The organism is Nostoc sp. (genome assembly GCF_036917095.1).
Lineage (GTDB): Bacteria > Cyanobacteriota > Cyanobacteriia > Cyanobacteriales > Nostocaceae > Nostoc.
Window position 1 is genome coordinate 46,532 of record NZ_JBALFH010000035.1, and the last position, 17,273, is coordinate 63,804.

Genomic DNA, 17,273 nt, shown 5'->3' on the forward strand with positions numbered 1-17,273 from the left:
CAAAAACATATAAAACAAAATGATTCTACTAGTAGAAGACAATCCTGACGATGAAGCGCTGACCTTACGCGCACTTAAGAAAAACAATATTCTGAACGAGGTGGTAGTGGCACGCGATGGGGCAGAAGCCCTAGATTATCTTTTTGGTAAAGGCGTGTACGCCGATCGCGACATGAGCGTTATGCCGAATCTCATCCTCCTAGATTTGAAGCTGCCTAAAATGGATGGTTTGGAAGTTTTACGACACCTGCGGACTGACGACAGGACAAAAATCCTTCCCGTCGTCATTCTCACCTCCTCCAAAGAGGAGCAAGACTTAATCAATGGTTACAGCTTGGGTGCCAACAGCTATGTTCGCAAACCAGTAGACTTTTCCCAATTCAGTGAAGCAGTGCGACAACTAGGGTTGTACTGGTTTGTCTTAAACGAATCACCGCCGAGAATCTAGTTTAGATGGTTATGGGTACACCTCTGCGCGTATTACTTGTTGAGGATTCAGAAGATGACGCTTTCTTGGTGCTGCGTGAATTGCAACGTGGTGGCTACGAAGTAACTTTTGAACGAATTGATACACCCACAGCCATGAAAACTGCGATCGCAGGGGAAACATGGGATATTGTCATCTGCGATTATTCCATGCCTACCTTTAGCGCTCCTGCTGCATTAAAGCAGGTCAAGGAAAGTGGACTTGACTTGCCATTCATTATTGTCTCAGGCACTATTGGTGAAGATACCGCAGTAGCCGCGATGAAAGCTGGTGCCCATGACTACATCATCAAAGGCAATTTAGCGCGACTTATCCCTGCTGTTGCACGGGAGTTGCGTGAAGCACAAGTAAGACGGGAGCGTAAACAAGCAGAGGAGCAAATTAAAGCATCGCTTCAAGAAAAAGAGGTGCTATTGAAAGAAATTCATCACCGGGTAAAAAATAATTTGCAGATTATTTCTAGTCTGCTCAATCTGCAAGCAGAATATCTCAAGGACAATCAAGCCCTTGAGATATTCAAAGATAGCCAGAACCGGATTGACTCAATGGCTCTGATCCACGAGAAATTGTATCAATCTCAAGACTTGGCAAGGATTAATTTTGCTGACTATATCCAAGATTTAGTAACTAATTTATTTTATTCATATAACGTCAATTCCAGTGCTATTACCTTGAAAATGAACGTTGAGGAGGTTTTTCTAGTCATTGATGCAGCTATTCCTTGCGGCTTGATTATCAATGAACTTATTTCAAATTCCCTAAAATATGCCTTTCCTGAAAGTGAACCGGGAGAAATTTGTATTGACTTTTGCTCTCTAGAATCTAATTTATTTACACTTACTATCAGTGATAATGGTGTCGGTTTTAACCAAAACTTCGACTTTCAAACTACAGAAACATTAGGTTTGCGATTAGTAAAAGGTTTAACACATCAGCTACAAGGCAATATCGATTTTATCAACGATAATGGAGTAGGGTATAAAATTATATTCCCGGAGAAAGCTTTATAACTTGATAAGTTAAGCAAAATCATGAAACCAGTAAATATATTAGTTGTCGAAGATGAAATGATCGTGGCAATGGATATACAAAATCGCCTCAGGAAATTTGGATACACTGTTCTGGGGCTTGCCGATTCTGGAGAAGAAGCAATTAAGAAAGCAGCAGATAATTCTCTAGATTTAGTTTTAATGGATATTCACCTCAAAGGAAAAATGGATGGTATAGAAGCCGCTCAGATAATTCATAATATTTTTAATGTTCCAGTCATATATCTTACTGCTAATGCAGATGAATCAACATTGGAGCGAGCAAAGGGAACAGAGCCGTTTGGCTATATTCTCAAGCCTTTCAAAGAAAAGGAATTAAAGTTCACTATTGAAATTACCCTTTCCAAACATCGGACGGAAAAAAAATTAAAACAGAATGAACAATGGCTGACTACTGTACTTAAAAGTATTGGAGATGCTGTAATTACAAGCGATGCATCTGGAACTGTAACTTTTATGAATCCTATTGCAGAGGTACTGACGGGTTGGAAATATTCAGATGCATATGGGAAAGAAACAACAGAAGTATTCAATATTGCTCATGAAAAAACTCGTACAATAATTGAAAGTCCTGTAGCAGAAGTCCTTGACTTTGGCGTTGCTATCAATCTACCAGAACAGACAATACTAATTGCTAGAAACGGTGCAGAAATACCAATTGATGATAGCGTTGCACCTATTAAAGATGACAATGGTAACATCACGGGTGCAGTTTTTGTTTTTCAGGATATCACCGAGCGTAAGCAGATATTAGAGGCACTAGCGCGTCGCCAGCAAGAATTCAAAGCACTAGTTGAAAATGCACCTGATATTATTTCCAGATTTAACACTCAATTGCGCTACGTTTACGTTAATCCAGCGATTGAAAACATTACAGGAATATCACCCGAAACATTTATCGGCAAAACAAACACAGAGTTAAATCTGCCAGAAGAATTTTGCCGGATATGCAATCGCAAGCTCCAGCAAGTTTTTAAAACTAAGCAAGAAACAGAGTTTGAATGCAGTTTAGCGATCGCTTTCCAAATAAAACATTACCATACCCGTCTTGTACCTGAATTGGCTAGCGATGGTTCAGTATTTTTTGTTTTAAGTATCGCTCGCAACATTACTGCTCTAAAACTTGCAGAGGCGCAATTAATTCATGATGCCTTTCACGATATATTAACCGGTCTGCCAAACCGCGCCTTATTTATGGAACGGCTAGAGCGATCGCTCATGCAGGCAAAACGACGGGCGAACTATAAATTCGCTGTTCTCTTTCTAGACTTAGATCGCTTCAAAGTGGTCAACGACAGTCTCGGACACATGATTGGCGATCAATTACTAACTGCCCTTGCTCGCAGATTGGAAAATTGCCTGCGCTCTGGAGACACAGTTGCCCGTCTTGGGGGAGATGAGTTTACAATTTTGCTTGACGATCTCAACAACATCAATGATGTAACAAGCGTAGTGGAGCGGATACAAGAAGCTCTGACATCTGCGTTCCAACTCAGCGGGTACGAGGTATTTACCACCGTCAGCATTGGCATCGCCCTGAGCAATGGTAGTTACAACCTACCAGAAGAACTCCTGCGCGATGCTGACATTGCCATGTATCGCGCTAAAGCATTGGGTAAGGCACGCCATGAGATATTTGACTCAACCATGTACACCCAAGTTACAAAGCTATTAGAGTTAGAGATGGATTTACGACGGGCAGTTGAACGCCAGGAGTTTCAGGTTTACTACCAGCCAATTGTTTTGTTAGAAACTTACAAAATTATTGGCTTCGAGGCTCTCGTTCGCTGGCAGCACCCGCAACACGGATTAATTCCTCCAGACAGCTTTATTCCACTGGCGGAAGAAACTGGGTTGATTATCCCTATTGGTTATTGGGTACTAGGTGAGGCTTGTCGGCAGATGCGGGCTTGGCAAGTACAATTTCCTACCGATCCACCCTTGACAATCAGTGTAAATCTTTCTACTAAACAGTTTTCACAACCCGGACTGATTGACAAAATTAACCAAATTATGCAAGAGACTGGTTTGGAACCTGGCAGTTTAAAGCTGGAGATTACCGAAAGCGTACTTATGGAAAATATTCAATTAGCAGCTTTTATGCTCTTGCAACTGCAACAGATGAATATCCAATTACACTTAGATGATTTTGGCATAGGCTATTCATCCTTGAGTTACCTGCACCGCTTTCCAAGTAATGCCTTGAAGATCGATCGCTCCTTTATTGCTAAGATTGGTGCTAATGGAGAAAACTTGGAGATTGTTCAGGCGATCGTCACCCTAGCCCAGAGTCTAAATATAGATGTAATAGCAGAGGGACTAGAAACGTTAGAACAACTAGCACAACTTAGAACTATGAAATGCAAATATGCACAGGGATATTTTTTCTCCCAAGCTCTGGATAGCAAATCGGTAGAGACATTAATTGCATCTGGCATTCAGCCAAGACAAGAATAGCGTTAGGGAGTTCCAAGTAAAAAAATATCCCATCGCTTTTAGGGCAGGGGGCACTTAGCTGGGGGAGGAAAAGTCGTTTTGATTCCAAAAATTGGATAATTTATTTTTTGGAGTTTACACCGTAGCGTTAAAGGAGAGAGGTTTTTAGTATGCTCGCGACTATCACAACATCCTCAAAGTTTCTAAATCTGTGATTGTCATTGTTTTGCCATCAGACGCAACACTGACAATAATTTTGTTGTTGGGGCTGAGTACAGTATTACGAACTAATCCATGAATATCTGTAATGTCTTTATTATTTATCCAGTCCCAAAAATGGGCTTCACAACAACTATCAAAAATAATTGTTTTAGCATCGGGGGTGAGAATTAATTTGTAGATTGAACTAGAACCTCCCTGTAATTTTTTTAATAGTTTTAATGTCTGAGCATCCCAAACTTTTACCATCCAAATATTGCTCGGAATTCCACCTCGACTTATTAGGCGATCTGTTCCACCAGTTACTAATAATTTGCCATCTGTACTAACAGCGATCGCCTCAATTTCAGCAGAATTAGCAGCTAATTTCTCTACAAACAATTGACGCTCTAAATGCCAAATCTGGAGTGTGCCAAATAAGCCAATATAGATAGTTTGACTATCTTGACTGATTTCTAAAGATAGAACACTATTAGCACCAGTATTAAGAGTGTGTTGAAGTTGACCCAGGCGTAAATCCCAAACTTTTACCACTGCATCATTCCAACTCCCACTAACTAACTTTTGACCATCAGAACTAATTTTTAATGCTATGATATCTCCCAAGTGACCAGGAGAAAGTATTTTTTTAATTGTGCCATTTTTATAATTCCATACTTGAATTATGCCTTTTGATGTTCCAATAACTAAAGTTTCTTTGTCTGGACTCACTGCCAAAGATTGAATTTTACCAGAGCCAGAAGGCAGGGTGATAGTTTTTTCTAGGCTTTGATTGCTCAAATTCCAAATTGTGATAGTTTCGTTTTCATTACCACTAATTATGGTTTGATTATCGTATGCGATCGCTAATACTCGTATATATTCTTGCCATACTAAAATTTTCCCAACCTGTTTATTTCTAGGATTTTCTATTTGAGTTTGTTGCTTGAGTTCAGCATACATTTGAGGTAGTTGGAAGACTGGCGCAATCATGAATGCTATAAGTAGATCGGCTACAACTTGAATTAAAATTTTCTTGATATTATATAGTGTTTTAACTTGTATGTTTTGATGAATAGTTGACGAAATCCTGTAATTAGAATTAATTAAGTCTATGATTTGAGGCAGTTGTGTAATTAAGTTTATAGCTGCCTGCTGTGTAAGTTTAAGAGGTATTTGATTAGTCAGTTGGAGAATTTTTAATTCAAACGGTAGTCTATTGCGATTAACTGGTGTAAAACCCAATCCACTATAAAACTGCCTATTTTGCCGTGGGCAATTGAAGTATAAAGGTAGTGCTATTTGGCGACTGAGACGAGCTAACAACAACTTACTAAAATTGTCTAGCTGATCCTGTGGTTCAACATACAAATTGTATAGTATGGAACACTCTGCTTGTTGAGAAAAGTGAATGTAGCCGATCGCACGCCCATCCCGTTCAATAATCCATTCTTGCCATCTGACAGAAAACCACATCAAAATCATCAGTTCTAAATACAACCAGGTAGCTATGGTAATTCCTAAAAATTGAATCCCCAAAAAATAAAAATCAAAGTTAGCTAACCATGTTAAGCCAAATATTGCTCTAAGACTGCCAAAAATTACGCTGACTAAAACGAAAGCACTGCTTGATACGAAGGCGATTAAGCTAAAAACATAAAGCCGAGAGTTTCTAAATTGCTTTCTGTGCCAAAAAATTGTGTAAAAATGAAATTGTTCTTCAAAGTTTTGGAATGGGCGAATTAAAATCCCAGATGGTAAAGATACATTAGTTGATGGCTGGTTTGTGAGAGGTATTGGTTTACCCAATAAACCCATACAGGGTATTTTAGACAACCGCAGTTCTTTAGGCAATTGCTCTTTGAGAAGCGCAACAAAGCCAAATCGAGCGTAAAAAGATTGCAGTTGAGGAAGACAGATCAGATAGACTGGTTGCCCAATATTCTTTAAACCATTCCAGAGTAGATATGAACCAACGCCCCGCGATCGGTGTTGGGAAGTAATATAAAGTGTAGAAAGTATAGTATAGTTCGAGCGTTGTAAAAGTATTGCCCATCCAACAATTTGCTGTTGATATTCAGCTACCCACACGGTGCGATTGGGAGATTCTGATGCTAACAACCTGGGGATTATATGCTTAAGTGTAACTAAAATTAAAAATGCGGTAATAATTCCAGATCCCATTACCAAGATAAACGACCAATTAACTTCGTTTAATGATGGGAGAATATATTGTAAATCTTGAAAAAAGATATTCTCTGGTAATTTTCCATATTCAACCAAATAGGCTTTATGAATGATAGATAATTTATTTAGCCACGCTTCCAGAAGTGAACGGATACTAATAACTAGCCACAAGAAAGCTATAGCAACAATCCAAAATGAAGGATCGAAGTTGTACGATTGGATATCTTGTAAAGTGCCACGCCGTAACGAGTAACCCGACGGTGGATGGTAGGATTCAACAGGTGGTTCTCCAGATGAGGACATTGATTAATGATGCTTTGAGTAAAGTGAAAGCATAAACACTACTTTGTTAATGTTCCTAGCTTTTCACGCTGCTTAAATTATCGAGAACCGCAATTACACTGAAAACAAAGCTTTAGTCGTTGGGCGATAAGTAGCTCAACCTTATATAGCAGTCCTAAATCATTCGCGAATAACAAGAACCCTGGTTCCTTAAAGAAACCGGGGTTTAGCCCGCATTTCTCACAAGCTTGAAATGCAGAGGGGCAGAGGCGCAGAGGGGCAGAGGGGAAAGAACTTGTACAAATCTCTCCCCTGCTCCCCTGCTCCCCTGCACCCCTGCTCCCCTGCACAAGGTTTTGAGAGATGTGGTGAGAAATCGGGGTTTAGGTGGGTCATTGACTTTCTTTTTCTCCTTTGGCTCGTTCCCGTGTCAAGCTATCAATAGCATCACCCAAGGCAGTAGTCAGGCTATTGCGGGTTTGGGCGTGGTTATCCTGCTCAGTTTTCAAAGCTTGCATGAGGCGATCGCGTTCTTTGATTACGGCGATGAGTTTAGCTTGCAATTCCTCCACAGATTGTAGTTGTTCTATTTCTTGTTGGATCGCTGTTACTGGTGTTCCAGCAGCCAGTGTCTCCACCTCAATACCCTGGAGTTTATGCAAGTCTGCCTTGAGGGATGCGATCGCCTGTTGGGAGAGTTGGACATCTGTGCGGCGTTGTTCTGCTTCTGTGTTATAGAGCTGACGCCATTTTTGGGCACTTTCCCAAGCTGTATCGCGATCGTGTTGAAGTCCCGCCATCTGCTCTTTGAGCACCTGAATTTCTGTCAACCACTGTTGTGTTAAATCTTGATTCATAAATTAATAGTCATTAGTCACTAGTCAATGGTCATTAGTCAATGGTCATTAGTCAAGAGTCATTAGTTAGGAACTCTCCCCCTGCTCCCCACTCGGTATTCTTGCGGTAAAAAGATAGATGCGATCGCTACGCCAAATTTGGGACAGTAATTAATAAAGCCAACCAGTTTTAACTCGAAATCATGCCAAAGCCTCGTTTTTATCGCTTCTTTCGCCACCTGAATTGGCACACGCTCAAAAAAACTTTTGCCAGGACAATCGAAAGGCGACTGATGGGACTCGCCTCAGAAATCGCCTTCAACGCCATGTTATCGCTGTTTCCCGCAATTCTTGCGATCGTCACAGCTATTGGTTTATTGGCAGAATCTTTGCAAGCCACCTTTAGACAACTGGCGGCACAACTCAGTCAAGTTCTACCTGAAGAAGCCCTCGATCTGATTCGTAATTTTGCCACCACAGAAATTACCAACTCCAAAAATACCGGTTTGTTTTCTCTAAGCTTTGTATTAGCAATTTGGACAGCTTCTGGAGCGGTGAGTACCGCGATGACCGCCTTCGACCAAATCCATCAAATTCCTTCAGAAAAGATCCGCCCTTTTTGGAAAGCCAAACTCATTTCTCTGGGATTAACAGTCGGTACTATGTTGCTTTTAGTGTCGGCTTCTTTCTTAGTGTTTACCAGCGACTTACTGCTGGGAATGGTAGTTAGCGGCAATGGTTCTTTGATTTTCTTGTTGCATCTTTGGCAACTGTTACGCTGGCCTTTAGCTTTAAGTATTGTTGCTGTCGCCTTTAGCTTTATCTATCGCTATGGCCCAAGCGAGTGGAACTCAGGCACGCCAATGATGCCTGGAGCAATTTTAGCAGCTGTTTTCTGGGCAATATTGTCTGCCCTATTTCGGCTTTATGTAGCGAATTTTGGCAATTATAATAAAGTCTATGGTGCTGTAGGGGCTGTGATAGTTTTAATGCTCTGGCTATCGATGAGCGCTGCTGTTCTGTTAATTGGTGACCAGTTGAACGTGACTGTCGGCGAAGATATGCGCTCAAAGGCACAGTCAAAATCTCTCGAAAAATATTAATTTGTAAATATCGCTAGAAATCCCTGAGAATAATGATTGCAAAAGTTCAGTAGGGGAGTAAAATATCTAACGATTCAATACAAAGTTAGCGATCGCCTTCATGCCAGATTCTCCACCTCGATTTCCGATGATTGAACCTGATGCCAAAGCACCCACATTGAAGCGGCTGCGTCAGTTAAGTAGGCTGCTGGATAATGTTATTACCATTCCTGGTACGCAGATTGGTTTTGGTCTAGATCCAATTTTAGGACTCATACCGATTGGTGGCGATTTTTTGGGAGTGATGTTTTCTTGCTACATCATCTTAGAAGCAGCGCGGCTGGGTGTATCTAGAGCCACTTTAGGCAAAATGGTTTTGAATGTGGTGATTGATGGCTTGGTAGGCGCTGTCCCAGTTTTGGGAGACTTTTTTGATTTTGCCTGGAGAGCTAACACTAATAATATCAAGCTATTGGAAGATTACTTAAAGTTTCCCAGCGAGCAAAAGAGTGCAGATCGGTGGTTTATCTTAGCCGTTTTGGTTGGATTGTTGCTGATCTCCATTGTTTTAGTAGCATTACCAGTAATACTAGTTAGAATGCTGTGGAACGCCTTCACTGGCGGTTAAACTATTTATTAATAATGGAATGAAAGATTGGTGGGAAGCTACTTTTCCTAAAGGGCGGCAAAGTCTAGTTATTACTGATGCTAAAGGGTATCCTGTACAAATTGCTTATGGCGAAAAAGGTAAAGGAAAACCGTTAATTTTATTACATGGCATGGGTAGTTGGAGCTATAATTGGCGTCACAGTATAGCACCATTATCTAAATATTTTCGGGTAATTTGTTTTGATGCCAAAGGTTTTGGTTTTTCCGAAAAACCATTGTCTCGTAGAGAAGACAACGGTCATCAAGTTATTGAGTTTCAAAGAATTATTCAGGCATTATGTGATGAACCCGCAGTAATTGTGGCAGAATCTCTGGGGGCATTGGTTGCCCTTGCCCTTGCTCAAGAAAATCCGCAGTTAGTCGGGCGGCTTGTAGTCGTAAACGTACCTGTTTTTGCTGAAAGTCTACCCCATTGGGCTATGTGGTTACTTGCCCAAACGCCTCTGGAAATAATGCAATCAATTGACTCCTTACGTCTGGCATATTTGTTTGCACCTCTATTTAGAGAAATCATGGCCATAGAAAGACGTAGAGTATTATTCGATCCATCAATTTTGACACAGGAAGATGTCTATTGGATAACTTACCCATTTATTGAGCTACCTGGTACGGTTGCAAAAGTTGCCGAAGAGTTACAAATAGCAGCGCGAGAAATTGAGAATTGGCAAGAAAATAAGCCTAATATGCTCACCAAGATTCAAAATAAGCTGAGTGCGATTAAGTGTCCTACATTAGTTTTGTGGGGTGAGCAAGATAGTTGGTTTCCTGCTAGTCATGGTGAAAAATTGCATCAGCATATCCCCAATTCTAAATTACAGATTTTGTCTAACTGTTACCATGATGCCTCAACTGGTGCTTCTGAAGTGTTGAATGCAGCGATTCTTGAGTTTTTACAGGATACTGACTTCTAAAAAGAATTTATATTCTAATTGAGTTGATGCCTACGACCGGCTACGCCTAGCCTAAATAAAAAGAGAGTGGGAGGAAGCATATCAGTCAGCTTTCAAACTCCCACTCTGCCATTTGCCGCTGAAGCGAACAGGAATGTATACAGACGTTGCCCGTTATTTGGGGGCTAATGCGTACTTCAACAACAACGCCCATACGCATTTAATATTCCTGTTGCAGCAAATGCCAAACCTGATTATTGATATTTATCTGCCCAGAAAATTCTCTGGAAATAATTGGTAGAGATAGTTTTTTCTTATAAATCACTTAGTAAATAGTGTTTTACAAAAGGAATTTGCTTATGTGGTAGTCCCTGATAACAAAACCCTTGAAGTCGTTTATCTTTGTACAATTTAACTTGGTTAATCAGAATCTGGTTGCCATTTTGGCAGGTTTTTAAATTTCCGAATTCTCGCCTGTTGCAGCATCATACTGTATTTAATATCACTTGCATTTTTCAGTAAAAATTTACGATATGAGGTTTACCGCATTCGCACTCAAATTATGGAACAGAACCGCACTATCCAATCTGGGTTTTATAAAATTTAGTAGCTTTGGCATTTTTATACCCAGCTTTAATTGCTTCGTATGCCAACCAAAATATTAATTAATTCAGTTAATTCTTCTGGGACTCGATATAATTTGAAGTCTTCAGTTATCTGTTTTTCTTGACGTTTATAAGTAGCAAATTGCCAATCTTCACCAGTAGTTACCGCTCCATAAAGAATTGGTGTATCTAAATTTATCCATCGATATAGTGCAATTAATTCTACGGCTAATTGTATAAACCCCTACTTGCGGGCATGAGTAGGAGCAACAGCTTGCAAAAAATAAATTATCCAAAATTATTTATAGATTTGTAGGGGCGCAAGGACTTGCGCCCCTATGACGGGATATTTTTTTAACTGGAAGTCCCTAAATAGCAGTAAATCGTTTGCTCGCTGGGGATTACTGAGAAACCACTCTTAGGCGATAGTATAACTGTAGATTCTTTCAATTCTCTAATCTACCATGCCAAAACAGTCTATAGGTCTTGATAACCAACTCTATAATTACCTTTTATCCGTTTCGCTGCGAGAACCGGAGATTCTTTTGAAGTTGCGCCAAGAAACGGCCAGCCATCCCCGAAGTGGAATGCAGATTTCACCAGAACAAGGGCAGTTTATGAGACTTTTGGTGCAGCTGATTGGGGCCAAGAAAACCCTGGAAGTTGGAGTATTTACAGGTTATAGTTCACTTTCTGTAGCTTTGGCACTACCGGCTGATGGGAAGATTATCGCTGCTGATGTGAGTGAAGAATTTACTGCGATCGCTCGGCGATATTGGCAAGAAGCCGGAGTTGCTGATAAAATCGATCTGCGATTGGCACCAGCTTTGGAAACTTTAGATGCGCTGTTGGCAACTGGCCAAGCCGAGACATTTGATTTTGCCTTTATTGATGCTGATAAAGAAAATTATGACGGATATTATGAGCGATCGCTACAATTAGTCCGTCCAGGTGGATTGATTGCTATTGATAATGTTTTATGGTCTGGACAAGTTGCTGACCCGCAAAGTCAAGATGAAAGCACCCAAGCTATCCGGGCGCTCAACGAGAAGTTACATCATGACGAACGGGTTACCCTCTCCCTTGTCCCCATCGCCGATGGGCTTACTTTAGCCATCAAGCAACCTTAATTAATAGTCTGTCAAGCCAACTTTGCTTGGTGAACCAACTTTTATTTCTCTTTTTTCCTTCTTCCTTTGCGACGGACACTTTCCTCAAGTCGGGAAACCCGCCCACAGGAGTGTCCTCCTCTTTGCGTCCTTTGCGTCCTTTGCGGTTCGTTCCTTTATCCTTCAAACTTCGCCTGACAGACCACTAATCCAGTTTGATGCCAACTTACCGTTATAGCTGTTTTCAATTTGGGGAAATATAATAGGGGCGCACAAATAAATGTGCGCCCCTACCGCGTGTTCTACTTCTATTTACTTAGAAGTTGTAGCCAAGTCCAAATAGTAGCCCTACATCAGTTTCATCCATAAAAGCAGCATTTACAGCACCTGTCACCGTAAAGCGAGAACCAACAGGAAGGTCTACACCACCAGTTAGCAGTAATCCAAAATCAGTATCGAGATTAGCTTCAATAGCGACACCAGCACCTATATAAGGAGATATCGCGAAGGTTCTTGCGCCCACCGAACCTGCTCTACGAGGAGAAAAATCCAAAGTTAAGGGAACCAGAAACAGTGTATCATCCCCAAAGATTACCGCTGGTCGCACTGATATATTGCGTGTCAGACCAATTTTGCTGATTGCTGCAAAGTTACTATCACCCAGAGCTGTATCGTCGCCGCTCAAACCAATGTTACCAGCAACACCGATATAGCTAGGGCCACCAAGAGTAGTTCTACCTGGCGTCACATCAGGCGTTCCACCATTTGTGGTTCCTGTTGGTGGCTGATTTAACTGACTGATGTTAATATCAGGCGGGACAAGGACTTGGTTAATTGCATGGATAACACCATTGCTAGCTTTTACATCCGCCTGGATAACTCTGGCATTATTCACCTCGACTTGATTGTTAGCGGAATCGATTTTAATATTTACAGGTCTTTCTTCATAGGTTCTCAGTTCCCCAGCCGAGAGTTGACTAGCAGTTAGTGCACCAGGAACCACATGATATCTCAAAATCTTAATCAATGCTTCTCTGTTCTCTGGTTGCTGTAACTGCTGTAGGGTAGAAGCAGGCAAAGCAGCAAATGCTTCATTGGTGGGAGCAAATACTGTATAAGGCCCAGGCTGTTGAAGAATATCTGTTAGACCGGCTGTCTTTAATAAAGAAGTCAGAGTTGTAAAAGAATTACTGGATGCAGCAAGAGAAACAATATCGGTACCAGTTTGAGTTCCACCGACAATATACTGACTAGCTGGAAGATTGCTAGCAATGGGTTGTGCCCTTCCCTGTTTAGCCAAAGCTTGATATAAGAATGCCGCAGCTTCTGCACGAGTCAGGGGCTGTTGCGGATTGAGTTGTTTTACATCTGGATAATTAACAACAATATTAGATTGTGTTGCTGTTGTCACACCTGCAATAGCATAGTCCGGGATACTTGAGGCGTCATTGTAGTAGGTGCTAAGGTCAGTACTTGCTCCAGTAGTACTAGCAGTCAAACCCAAACCACTTGTTAAAGCAACGAGCGCCTGTACTCTGGGTATTTGTTGATTTGGTCTAAACACGTTCCCAGGATAGCCTGCCAGAAATCCAGTTTCATAGGCTTGCTGAATTGCAGCAGCCGCCCAGTAATTAGCAGGAACATCACTAAATCCACCTGCGCTTAATTGCCGAACTCGGTTTTGGTTACCGAAAGCTTTTTGAATTAGGGCGGCAAATTCAGCACGAGTCACTGCTTGATTCGGTCTAAAGCTGCCATCAGGAAAGCCAGCAATCACGTTACTTTCAGCTAGGGCTTGAATGAAGGGACGCGCCCAATAATCTGAAGAAACATCAGACAAGTTAACTGTTGAAGTAGGCGATTGTGTTGCAGGCGATTCTGTTCCAGGCGATGGTGTCGCAGATGGAACAGTATTTTGAGATGAAGCTGGGGCAGAAATTACGATGGGAGTTATTGTAGCAGCGGTCATTCCCAGAACTAGTAAAGCAATCCTTGCTGATGACCAACGAAACAAGCTAGACATGGAAATATCCTCTTTTCAAATTCTTGGATTGACTATTGAAAAATACTGGATGCAAGGTTAAGTAAATACAAATATCCAGATGATTGTTTGGTTTGCCTCGATCTGGAAACCACAAATACAACCCGTTAACTCTGGAAAATTAAAATGTTGGACATTATGAGTAGTTGCTCTGACATCTCATAACATTTATCAAAATGTGCACCACACATAGTAGAGGATTCCTATTTGATTTTTAGAGAACCGCAGATAACACTAATAAGGATAAGCAGCGATACTGTGGTAATATGGTATGTTGCAACAATAAAGATAATTATTGCATTTAAGCGATTTTATGACTTCTAAAATCGTAGTCAACCAGTAGGTTAATTGGCTTTTAATAGCCGTCTCTTTATAATTGCAGAGGAGGGTTAGTGCCGTCAAGCTCAATGTATCACGATCTTTAGCAAGATTTAAGAAATAAAATGTCTCTTGGTGGTATGCTGTATTATTAATCTTTAATCGAAATTCTACAACTAACTAATGGCTGGGGTTTCAGAAAAAAACTTTCACTCTTTAGATAGTTGTCTGTGATGGTAAATTCTCAAATATAAACTGGAAATTAGCGATCGCAATCGAAATTTTCGGGCATGATTGCGCCAATATTTTTGTCTAGGAATTATTTTTTTGCAAAAGACTGTTTTATAAAAATGAACCCACAGATAAACTAGCAACTGGGTTACTAGTTACTCTTGCACGCAATACCCACAATAAGCTCGACTAACCTAGATGGTCACTTAACCAATAAAATCCCCTCGCAGAACAAAATTAGCAAGGGTATAGTTTATTTTGCTGGTTAATGACTTTCTAGACTATTGACTGTACATGACATCCGATCGCAAGACGTACTTTCGTCCCTGGATAAGAAAAGCGCCTTCATGTACTAGTTCGTGGACAAAACACAAAGCCATACCTGTTACTGGAAGCACAGCTAGATTAGATAAATCTTCGTAGTATTCGGGAAGAAAAAAGCGGGTTTCACCACCTTCAAAGCCTTCATTCAGATAAATCATAAAAGTCAATAGACTTTCCTCACCATTAGGTCGCCGATAAGCACCATCATGGTGAGGTGCAAACCGCTGACCTGGATCGTAGCGATAGAAACGAAAACGCTCATTCAGCCCAACCGCACGCCATCTACCAATGGTGCTAGGAATATAATTTGACACACGCTGCCATAAATCAAAAGCACGCTCCGGGTCATCCAGAATAACGCGCTGATTATTCCGGATATCAGGACGCATTTTAAAACCTCGGATGGTACTAATAGGAGCATCCGCATAGCCAATATTTTCTGTTAAAGTAATATACTCAGCACATTCTGCTGGCGAAAGAATATTTTCCAACGTGAAAATTTGGTTGCGAAGCAAATCTTTCTTAGTCATGGTTAAGCCGATTGAGATTGAAGCCTTTTGATAGTGTATTCCTGATAACCAACAAGTTTAGGCTGAAAGGAGATTCACCTTTCTACTGTGCAGAAAATAGCTATGCCTAGCGGTCATGCAAATCATAAAGGTAAGTAGGTCGGTGTAAATAATTATCTTGGGATAAGGCAGTTCTTGCACTTAGCTGGGAGAGGAAAAGTCGTTTTGATTCCAAAATTGGATAATTTATTTTTTGCAGTCCCCCAAAGCCACGAGTGCGATCGCCTGTGAGACGCAGACTGGCTAGTAGTCTGCCAAGGTAACTTTGCGTGGTGGCAAGCTCTTGGGCAGAGGTGCGGAGGGGCAAGGGGGAAAGAACTTGTACAAATCTCTCCTCTGCTCCCCTGCTCCCTTGCACAAGCGCCGACCTCCACCCAGCAATTTTGGGGAAAGCGAACTACTAGACCCGGTGGGATGGGGTGTTGCAGCAGCCATGCCAAACGATGGGAGCAATCGCTAATAATTAGCAACTTGCTAACAATCAGCCCAAGGTACGCCAATCAATAATGCTACGGGAGCCATAAAATAAGATAAAATTCGCTGTTTTTTTCCTTTTGCTACCCAAATACCAAGATGCCTTCTAAGCGAATCTTATTTATCAGTAACGGTCACGGAGAGGACAACCACACTTCTCATGTTATTCAAACCCTGCGCCAATTGTGTCCTTCTCTTGACATGGCAGCAATGCCGATTGTGGGGGAAGGGAAAGCTTACCGCAACTTGAACATTCCCATTATTGGCCCGACGCAAAAGATGCCCTCTGGGGGATTCTTTTACATGAAGCGCCTCTATTTGCTCAAAGATTTTCAATCGGGATTGATTGGGTTAACGTGGGGACAATTACAAGCGGTGTTGCAGTATGCTCCCAATTGCGATTTGATTATGGCTACTGGGGATTTTGTCTCTCAGACATTTGCTTACTTAACAAAGCGCCCCTTCGTCTCCTTTATCTCTTGTCTTTCAGCCCTCTACGAAGGGCGGTTACGACTCAATCCGATTCTGTGGCACGAGCTTAATTCTTCCAGATGTCTGGCAGTTTTCACCAAAGATTCCTATACGGCTTATGACCTCCAACGGCAAGGTTTAACTAAAGCTCAGGTTGCTGGCATTCCGGCTTTAGATAGGCTCGTCCCTACTGGCAAAGACTTGCACCTGAAACCGGACGAAAGAGCGATCGCCCTCCTACCAGGATCGCGGATGCCTGAAGCCGCGCGAAATTTTTGTTTGCAGTTGCAACTAGTGGTAGAAATCGCCAAGGTGATGCCTGAGTCAGGATTACAGTTTCGTGCAGCCTTGATACCAAGTTTGATGGAGCAACTAGACGACATTGCCAAAAGTCAAGGTTGGCAGATGAATCAAGGTATACTCACTTATTCTCCTCCAGAAAATTCTCCTGACGAATCACCGATTGTGGAAGTGAGATGTTATTCAGATGCCTTCAGCGACATCCTATGTTACTCTACTCTCGTTATTGGGATGGCAGGGTTGGCAGTCGAGCAAGCCGTAGCGATCGGCAAACCGATCGTTCAGATTCCCGGAGAGGGCCCTCAATTTACCTATCAATTTGCAGAGGCGCAAACACGGCTGTTGGGCGCAAATGCCCAAACCATCGGCACCAAGCCAGCAACCCCTGAGATTCTCAAGCAAGCAGCTCGACGAGTAGTCGAGACTTTAGAAGATTCAGACTACCTCGCTAAGTGCAAAAAAAATGGTACTGAGCGGTTTGGCCCGCCTGGTGCATCTGAGAGAATTGCCCGCCTTCTGCTAACTTCTCTAGGAGAAACTGGGTAGAAATTACTGCTACTGCCAAATTTCAATAATGAAGGTAAGGATAAAGACATGCAGTTATTACAGCGAGTTATAAAAAAACCATCTGGTATGGGAGCAAAAAGCTATTATGTCTTATGCTGCTAAAACTTGTGCAAAGCTGCTAATTATTGCATTCGACAATCATTTATCT

13 protein-coding genes are annotated in these 17,273 nt (G+C 41.5%); 8 read left to right on the plus strand and 5 right to left on the minus strand.

Annotated elements, in window-relative coordinates; all coding sequences use genetic code 11:
- Nucleotides 1-19 precede the first annotated feature (19 nt).
- Genes V7L01_RS18325 through V7L01_RS18335 form a run of 3 tightly spaced genes read left to right on the plus strand, consistent with a single transcriptional unit; the run spans nucleotide 20 to nucleotide 3,993 of the window.
- Nucleotides 20-448: a response regulator gene (locus V7L01_RS18325; protein WP_335037087.1), complete on the plus strand. Its 429-nt coding sequence runs from the start codon at nucleotides 20-22 to the stop codon at nucleotides 446-448.
- An 11-nt stretch (nucleotides 449-459) separates the two neighbouring features.
- The gene (locus V7L01_RS18330; protein WP_335037089.1) at nucleotides 460-1,497 is read left to right on the plus strand and encodes a sensor histidine kinase; all 1,038 of its coding nucleotides are present in this window, start codon (nucleotides 460-462) and stop codon (nucleotides 1,495-1,497) included.
- 21 nt (nucleotides 1,498-1,518) lie between these two features.
- A complete protein-coding gene (locus tag V7L01_RS18335) occupies nucleotides 1,519-3,993 on the plus strand; it encodes an EAL domain-containing protein (RefSeq protein ID WP_335037091.1) in 2,475 nt (824 codons plus the stop codon).
- Nucleotides 3,994-4,155: 162 nt separating this feature from the next.
- Here the strand turns inward: V7L01_RS18335 and V7L01_RS18340 are convergent, their stop codons facing one another.
- Together V7L01_RS18340 and V7L01_RS18345 are read right to left on the minus strand one after the other, a co-directional pair.
- Nucleotides 4,156-6,660, minus strand: a complete 2,505-nt coding sequence (locus tag V7L01_RS18340; protein WP_335037093.1) for a GNAT family N-acetyltransferase — start codon at nucleotides 6,658-6,660, stop codon at nucleotides 4,156-4,158.
- A 371-nt stretch (nucleotides 6,661-7,031) separates the two neighbouring features.
- A complete protein-coding gene (locus V7L01_RS18345; RefSeq protein WP_335037094.1) occupies nucleotides 7,032-7,496 on the minus strand; it encodes a hypothetical protein in 465 nt (154 codons plus the stop codon).
- 182 nt (nucleotides 7,497-7,678) lie between these two features.
- On the opposite strand from V7L01_RS18345, the gene V7L01_RS18350 reads away from it, so the two are divergent.
- From V7L01_RS18350 to V7L01_RS18365, 4 genes are all read left to right on the plus strand, one after another.
- The gene (locus V7L01_RS18350; protein WP_335037096.1) at nucleotides 7,679-8,578 is read left to right on the plus strand and encodes a YihY/virulence factor BrkB family protein; all 900 of its coding nucleotides are present in this window, start codon (nucleotides 7,679-7,681) and stop codon (nucleotides 8,576-8,578) included.
- Nucleotides 8,579-8,678: 100 nt separating this feature from the next.
- On the plus strand, nucleotides 8,679-9,185 hold the full coding sequence (locus V7L01_RS18355) for a DUF4112 domain-containing protein (RefSeq protein WP_335037098.1): 507 nt from the start codon (nucleotides 8,679-8,681) through the stop codon (nucleotides 9,183-9,185).
- Between the two features lie 19 nt (nucleotides 9,186-9,204).
- Entirely contained in the window at nucleotides 9,205-10,137 is a 933-nt protein-coding gene (locus V7L01_RS18360) for an alpha/beta fold hydrolase (protein WP_335037100.1), read from the plus strand.
- 1,048 nt (nucleotides 10,138-11,185) lie between these two features.
- Complete coding sequence (locus tag V7L01_RS18365) at nucleotides 11,186-11,851, plus strand: class I SAM-dependent methyltransferase (protein WP_335037102.1); 666 nt, start codon at nucleotides 11,186-11,188, stop codon at nucleotides 11,849-11,851.
- Nucleotides 11,852-12,146: 295 nt separating this feature from the next.
- Here V7L01_RS18365 and V7L01_RS18370 read toward each other — a convergent pair whose 3' ends face one another.
- The 3 genes from V7L01_RS18370 to V7L01_RS18380 all read right to left on the minus strand — a co-directional run bounded on the left by V7L01_RS18370 (nucleotide 12,147) and on the right by V7L01_RS18380 (nucleotide 15,671).
- Nucleotides 12,147-13,853 carry a fasciclin domain-containing protein gene (locus V7L01_RS18370; protein ID WP_335037104.1) on the minus strand — a complete coding sequence of 569 codons (1,707 nt, stop codon included), beginning with the start codon at nucleotides 13,851-13,853 and terminating at the stop codon, nucleotides 12,147-12,149.
- Between the two features lie 848 nt (nucleotides 13,854-14,701).
- Entirely contained in the window at nucleotides 14,702-15,274 is a 573-nt protein-coding gene (locus tag V7L01_RS18375) for a prolyl hydroxylase family protein (RefSeq protein ID WP_335037105.1), read from the minus strand.
- Between the two features lie 106 nt (nucleotides 15,275-15,380).
- On the minus strand, nucleotides 15,381-15,671 hold the full coding sequence (locus tag V7L01_RS18380; RefSeq protein ID WP_335037107.1) for a hypothetical protein: 291 nt from the start codon (nucleotides 15,669-15,671) through the stop codon (nucleotides 15,381-15,383).
- 215 nt (nucleotides 15,672-15,886) lie between these two features.
- On the opposite strand from V7L01_RS18380, the gene V7L01_RS18385 reads away from it, so the two are divergent.
- Nucleotides 15,887-17,104, plus strand: a complete 1,218-nt coding sequence (locus V7L01_RS18385) for a lipid-A-disaccharide synthase-related protein (protein WP_335037109.1) — start codon at nucleotides 15,887-15,889, stop codon at nucleotides 17,102-17,104.
- Nucleotides 17,105-17,273: the final 169 nt, after the last annotated feature.

Excerpts from the sequence above, each read along its gene's own strand:
- V7L01_RS18345 (WP_335037094.1), bottom strand. The coding sequence starts at position 7,496 with ATGAATCAAGATTTAACACAACAGTGGTTGACAGAAATTCAGGTGCTC.
- V7L01_RS18360 (WP_335037100.1), top strand. The coding sequence starts at position 9,205 with ATGAAAGATTGGTGGGAAGCTACTTTTCCTAAAGGGCGGCAAAGTCTA.
- V7L01_RS18335 (WP_335037091.1), top strand. The coding sequence starts at position 1,519 with ATGAAACCAGTAAATATATTAGTTGTCGAAGATGAAATGATCGTGGCA.
- V7L01_RS18385 (WP_335037109.1), top strand. The coding sequence starts at position 15,887 with ATGCCTTCTAAGCGAATCTTATTTATCAGTAACGGTCACGGAGAGGAC.
- V7L01_RS18325 (WP_335037087.1), top strand. The coding sequence starts at position 20 with ATGATTCTACTAGTAGAAGACAATCCTGACGATGAAGCGCTGACCTTA.
- V7L01_RS18370 (WP_335037104.1), bottom strand. The coding sequence starts at position 13,853 with ATGTCTAGCTTGTTTCGTTGGTCATCAGCAAGGATTGCTTTACTAGTT.
- V7L01_RS18330 (WP_335037089.1), top strand. The coding sequence starts at position 460 with ATGGGTACACCTCTGCGCGTATTACTTGTTGAGGATTCAGAAGATGAC.
- V7L01_RS18340 (WP_335037093.1), bottom strand. The coding sequence starts at position 6,660 with ATGTCCTCATCTGGAGAACCACCTGTTGAATCCTACCATCCACCGTCG.
- V7L01_RS18355 (WP_335037098.1), top strand. The coding sequence starts at position 8,679 with ATGCCAGATTCTCCACCTCGATTTCCGATGATTGAACCTGATGCCAAA.
- V7L01_RS18350 (WP_335037096.1), top strand. The coding sequence starts at position 7,679 with ATGCCAAAGCCTCGTTTTTATCGCTTCTTTCGCCACCTGAATTGGCAC.
- V7L01_RS18375 (WP_335037105.1), bottom strand. The coding sequence starts at position 15,274 with ATGACTAAGAAAGATTTGCTTCGCAACCAAATTTTCACGTTGGAAAAT.
- V7L01_RS18365 (WP_335037102.1), top strand. The coding sequence starts at position 11,186 with ATGCCAAAACAGTCTATAGGTCTTGATAACCAACTCTATAATTACCTT.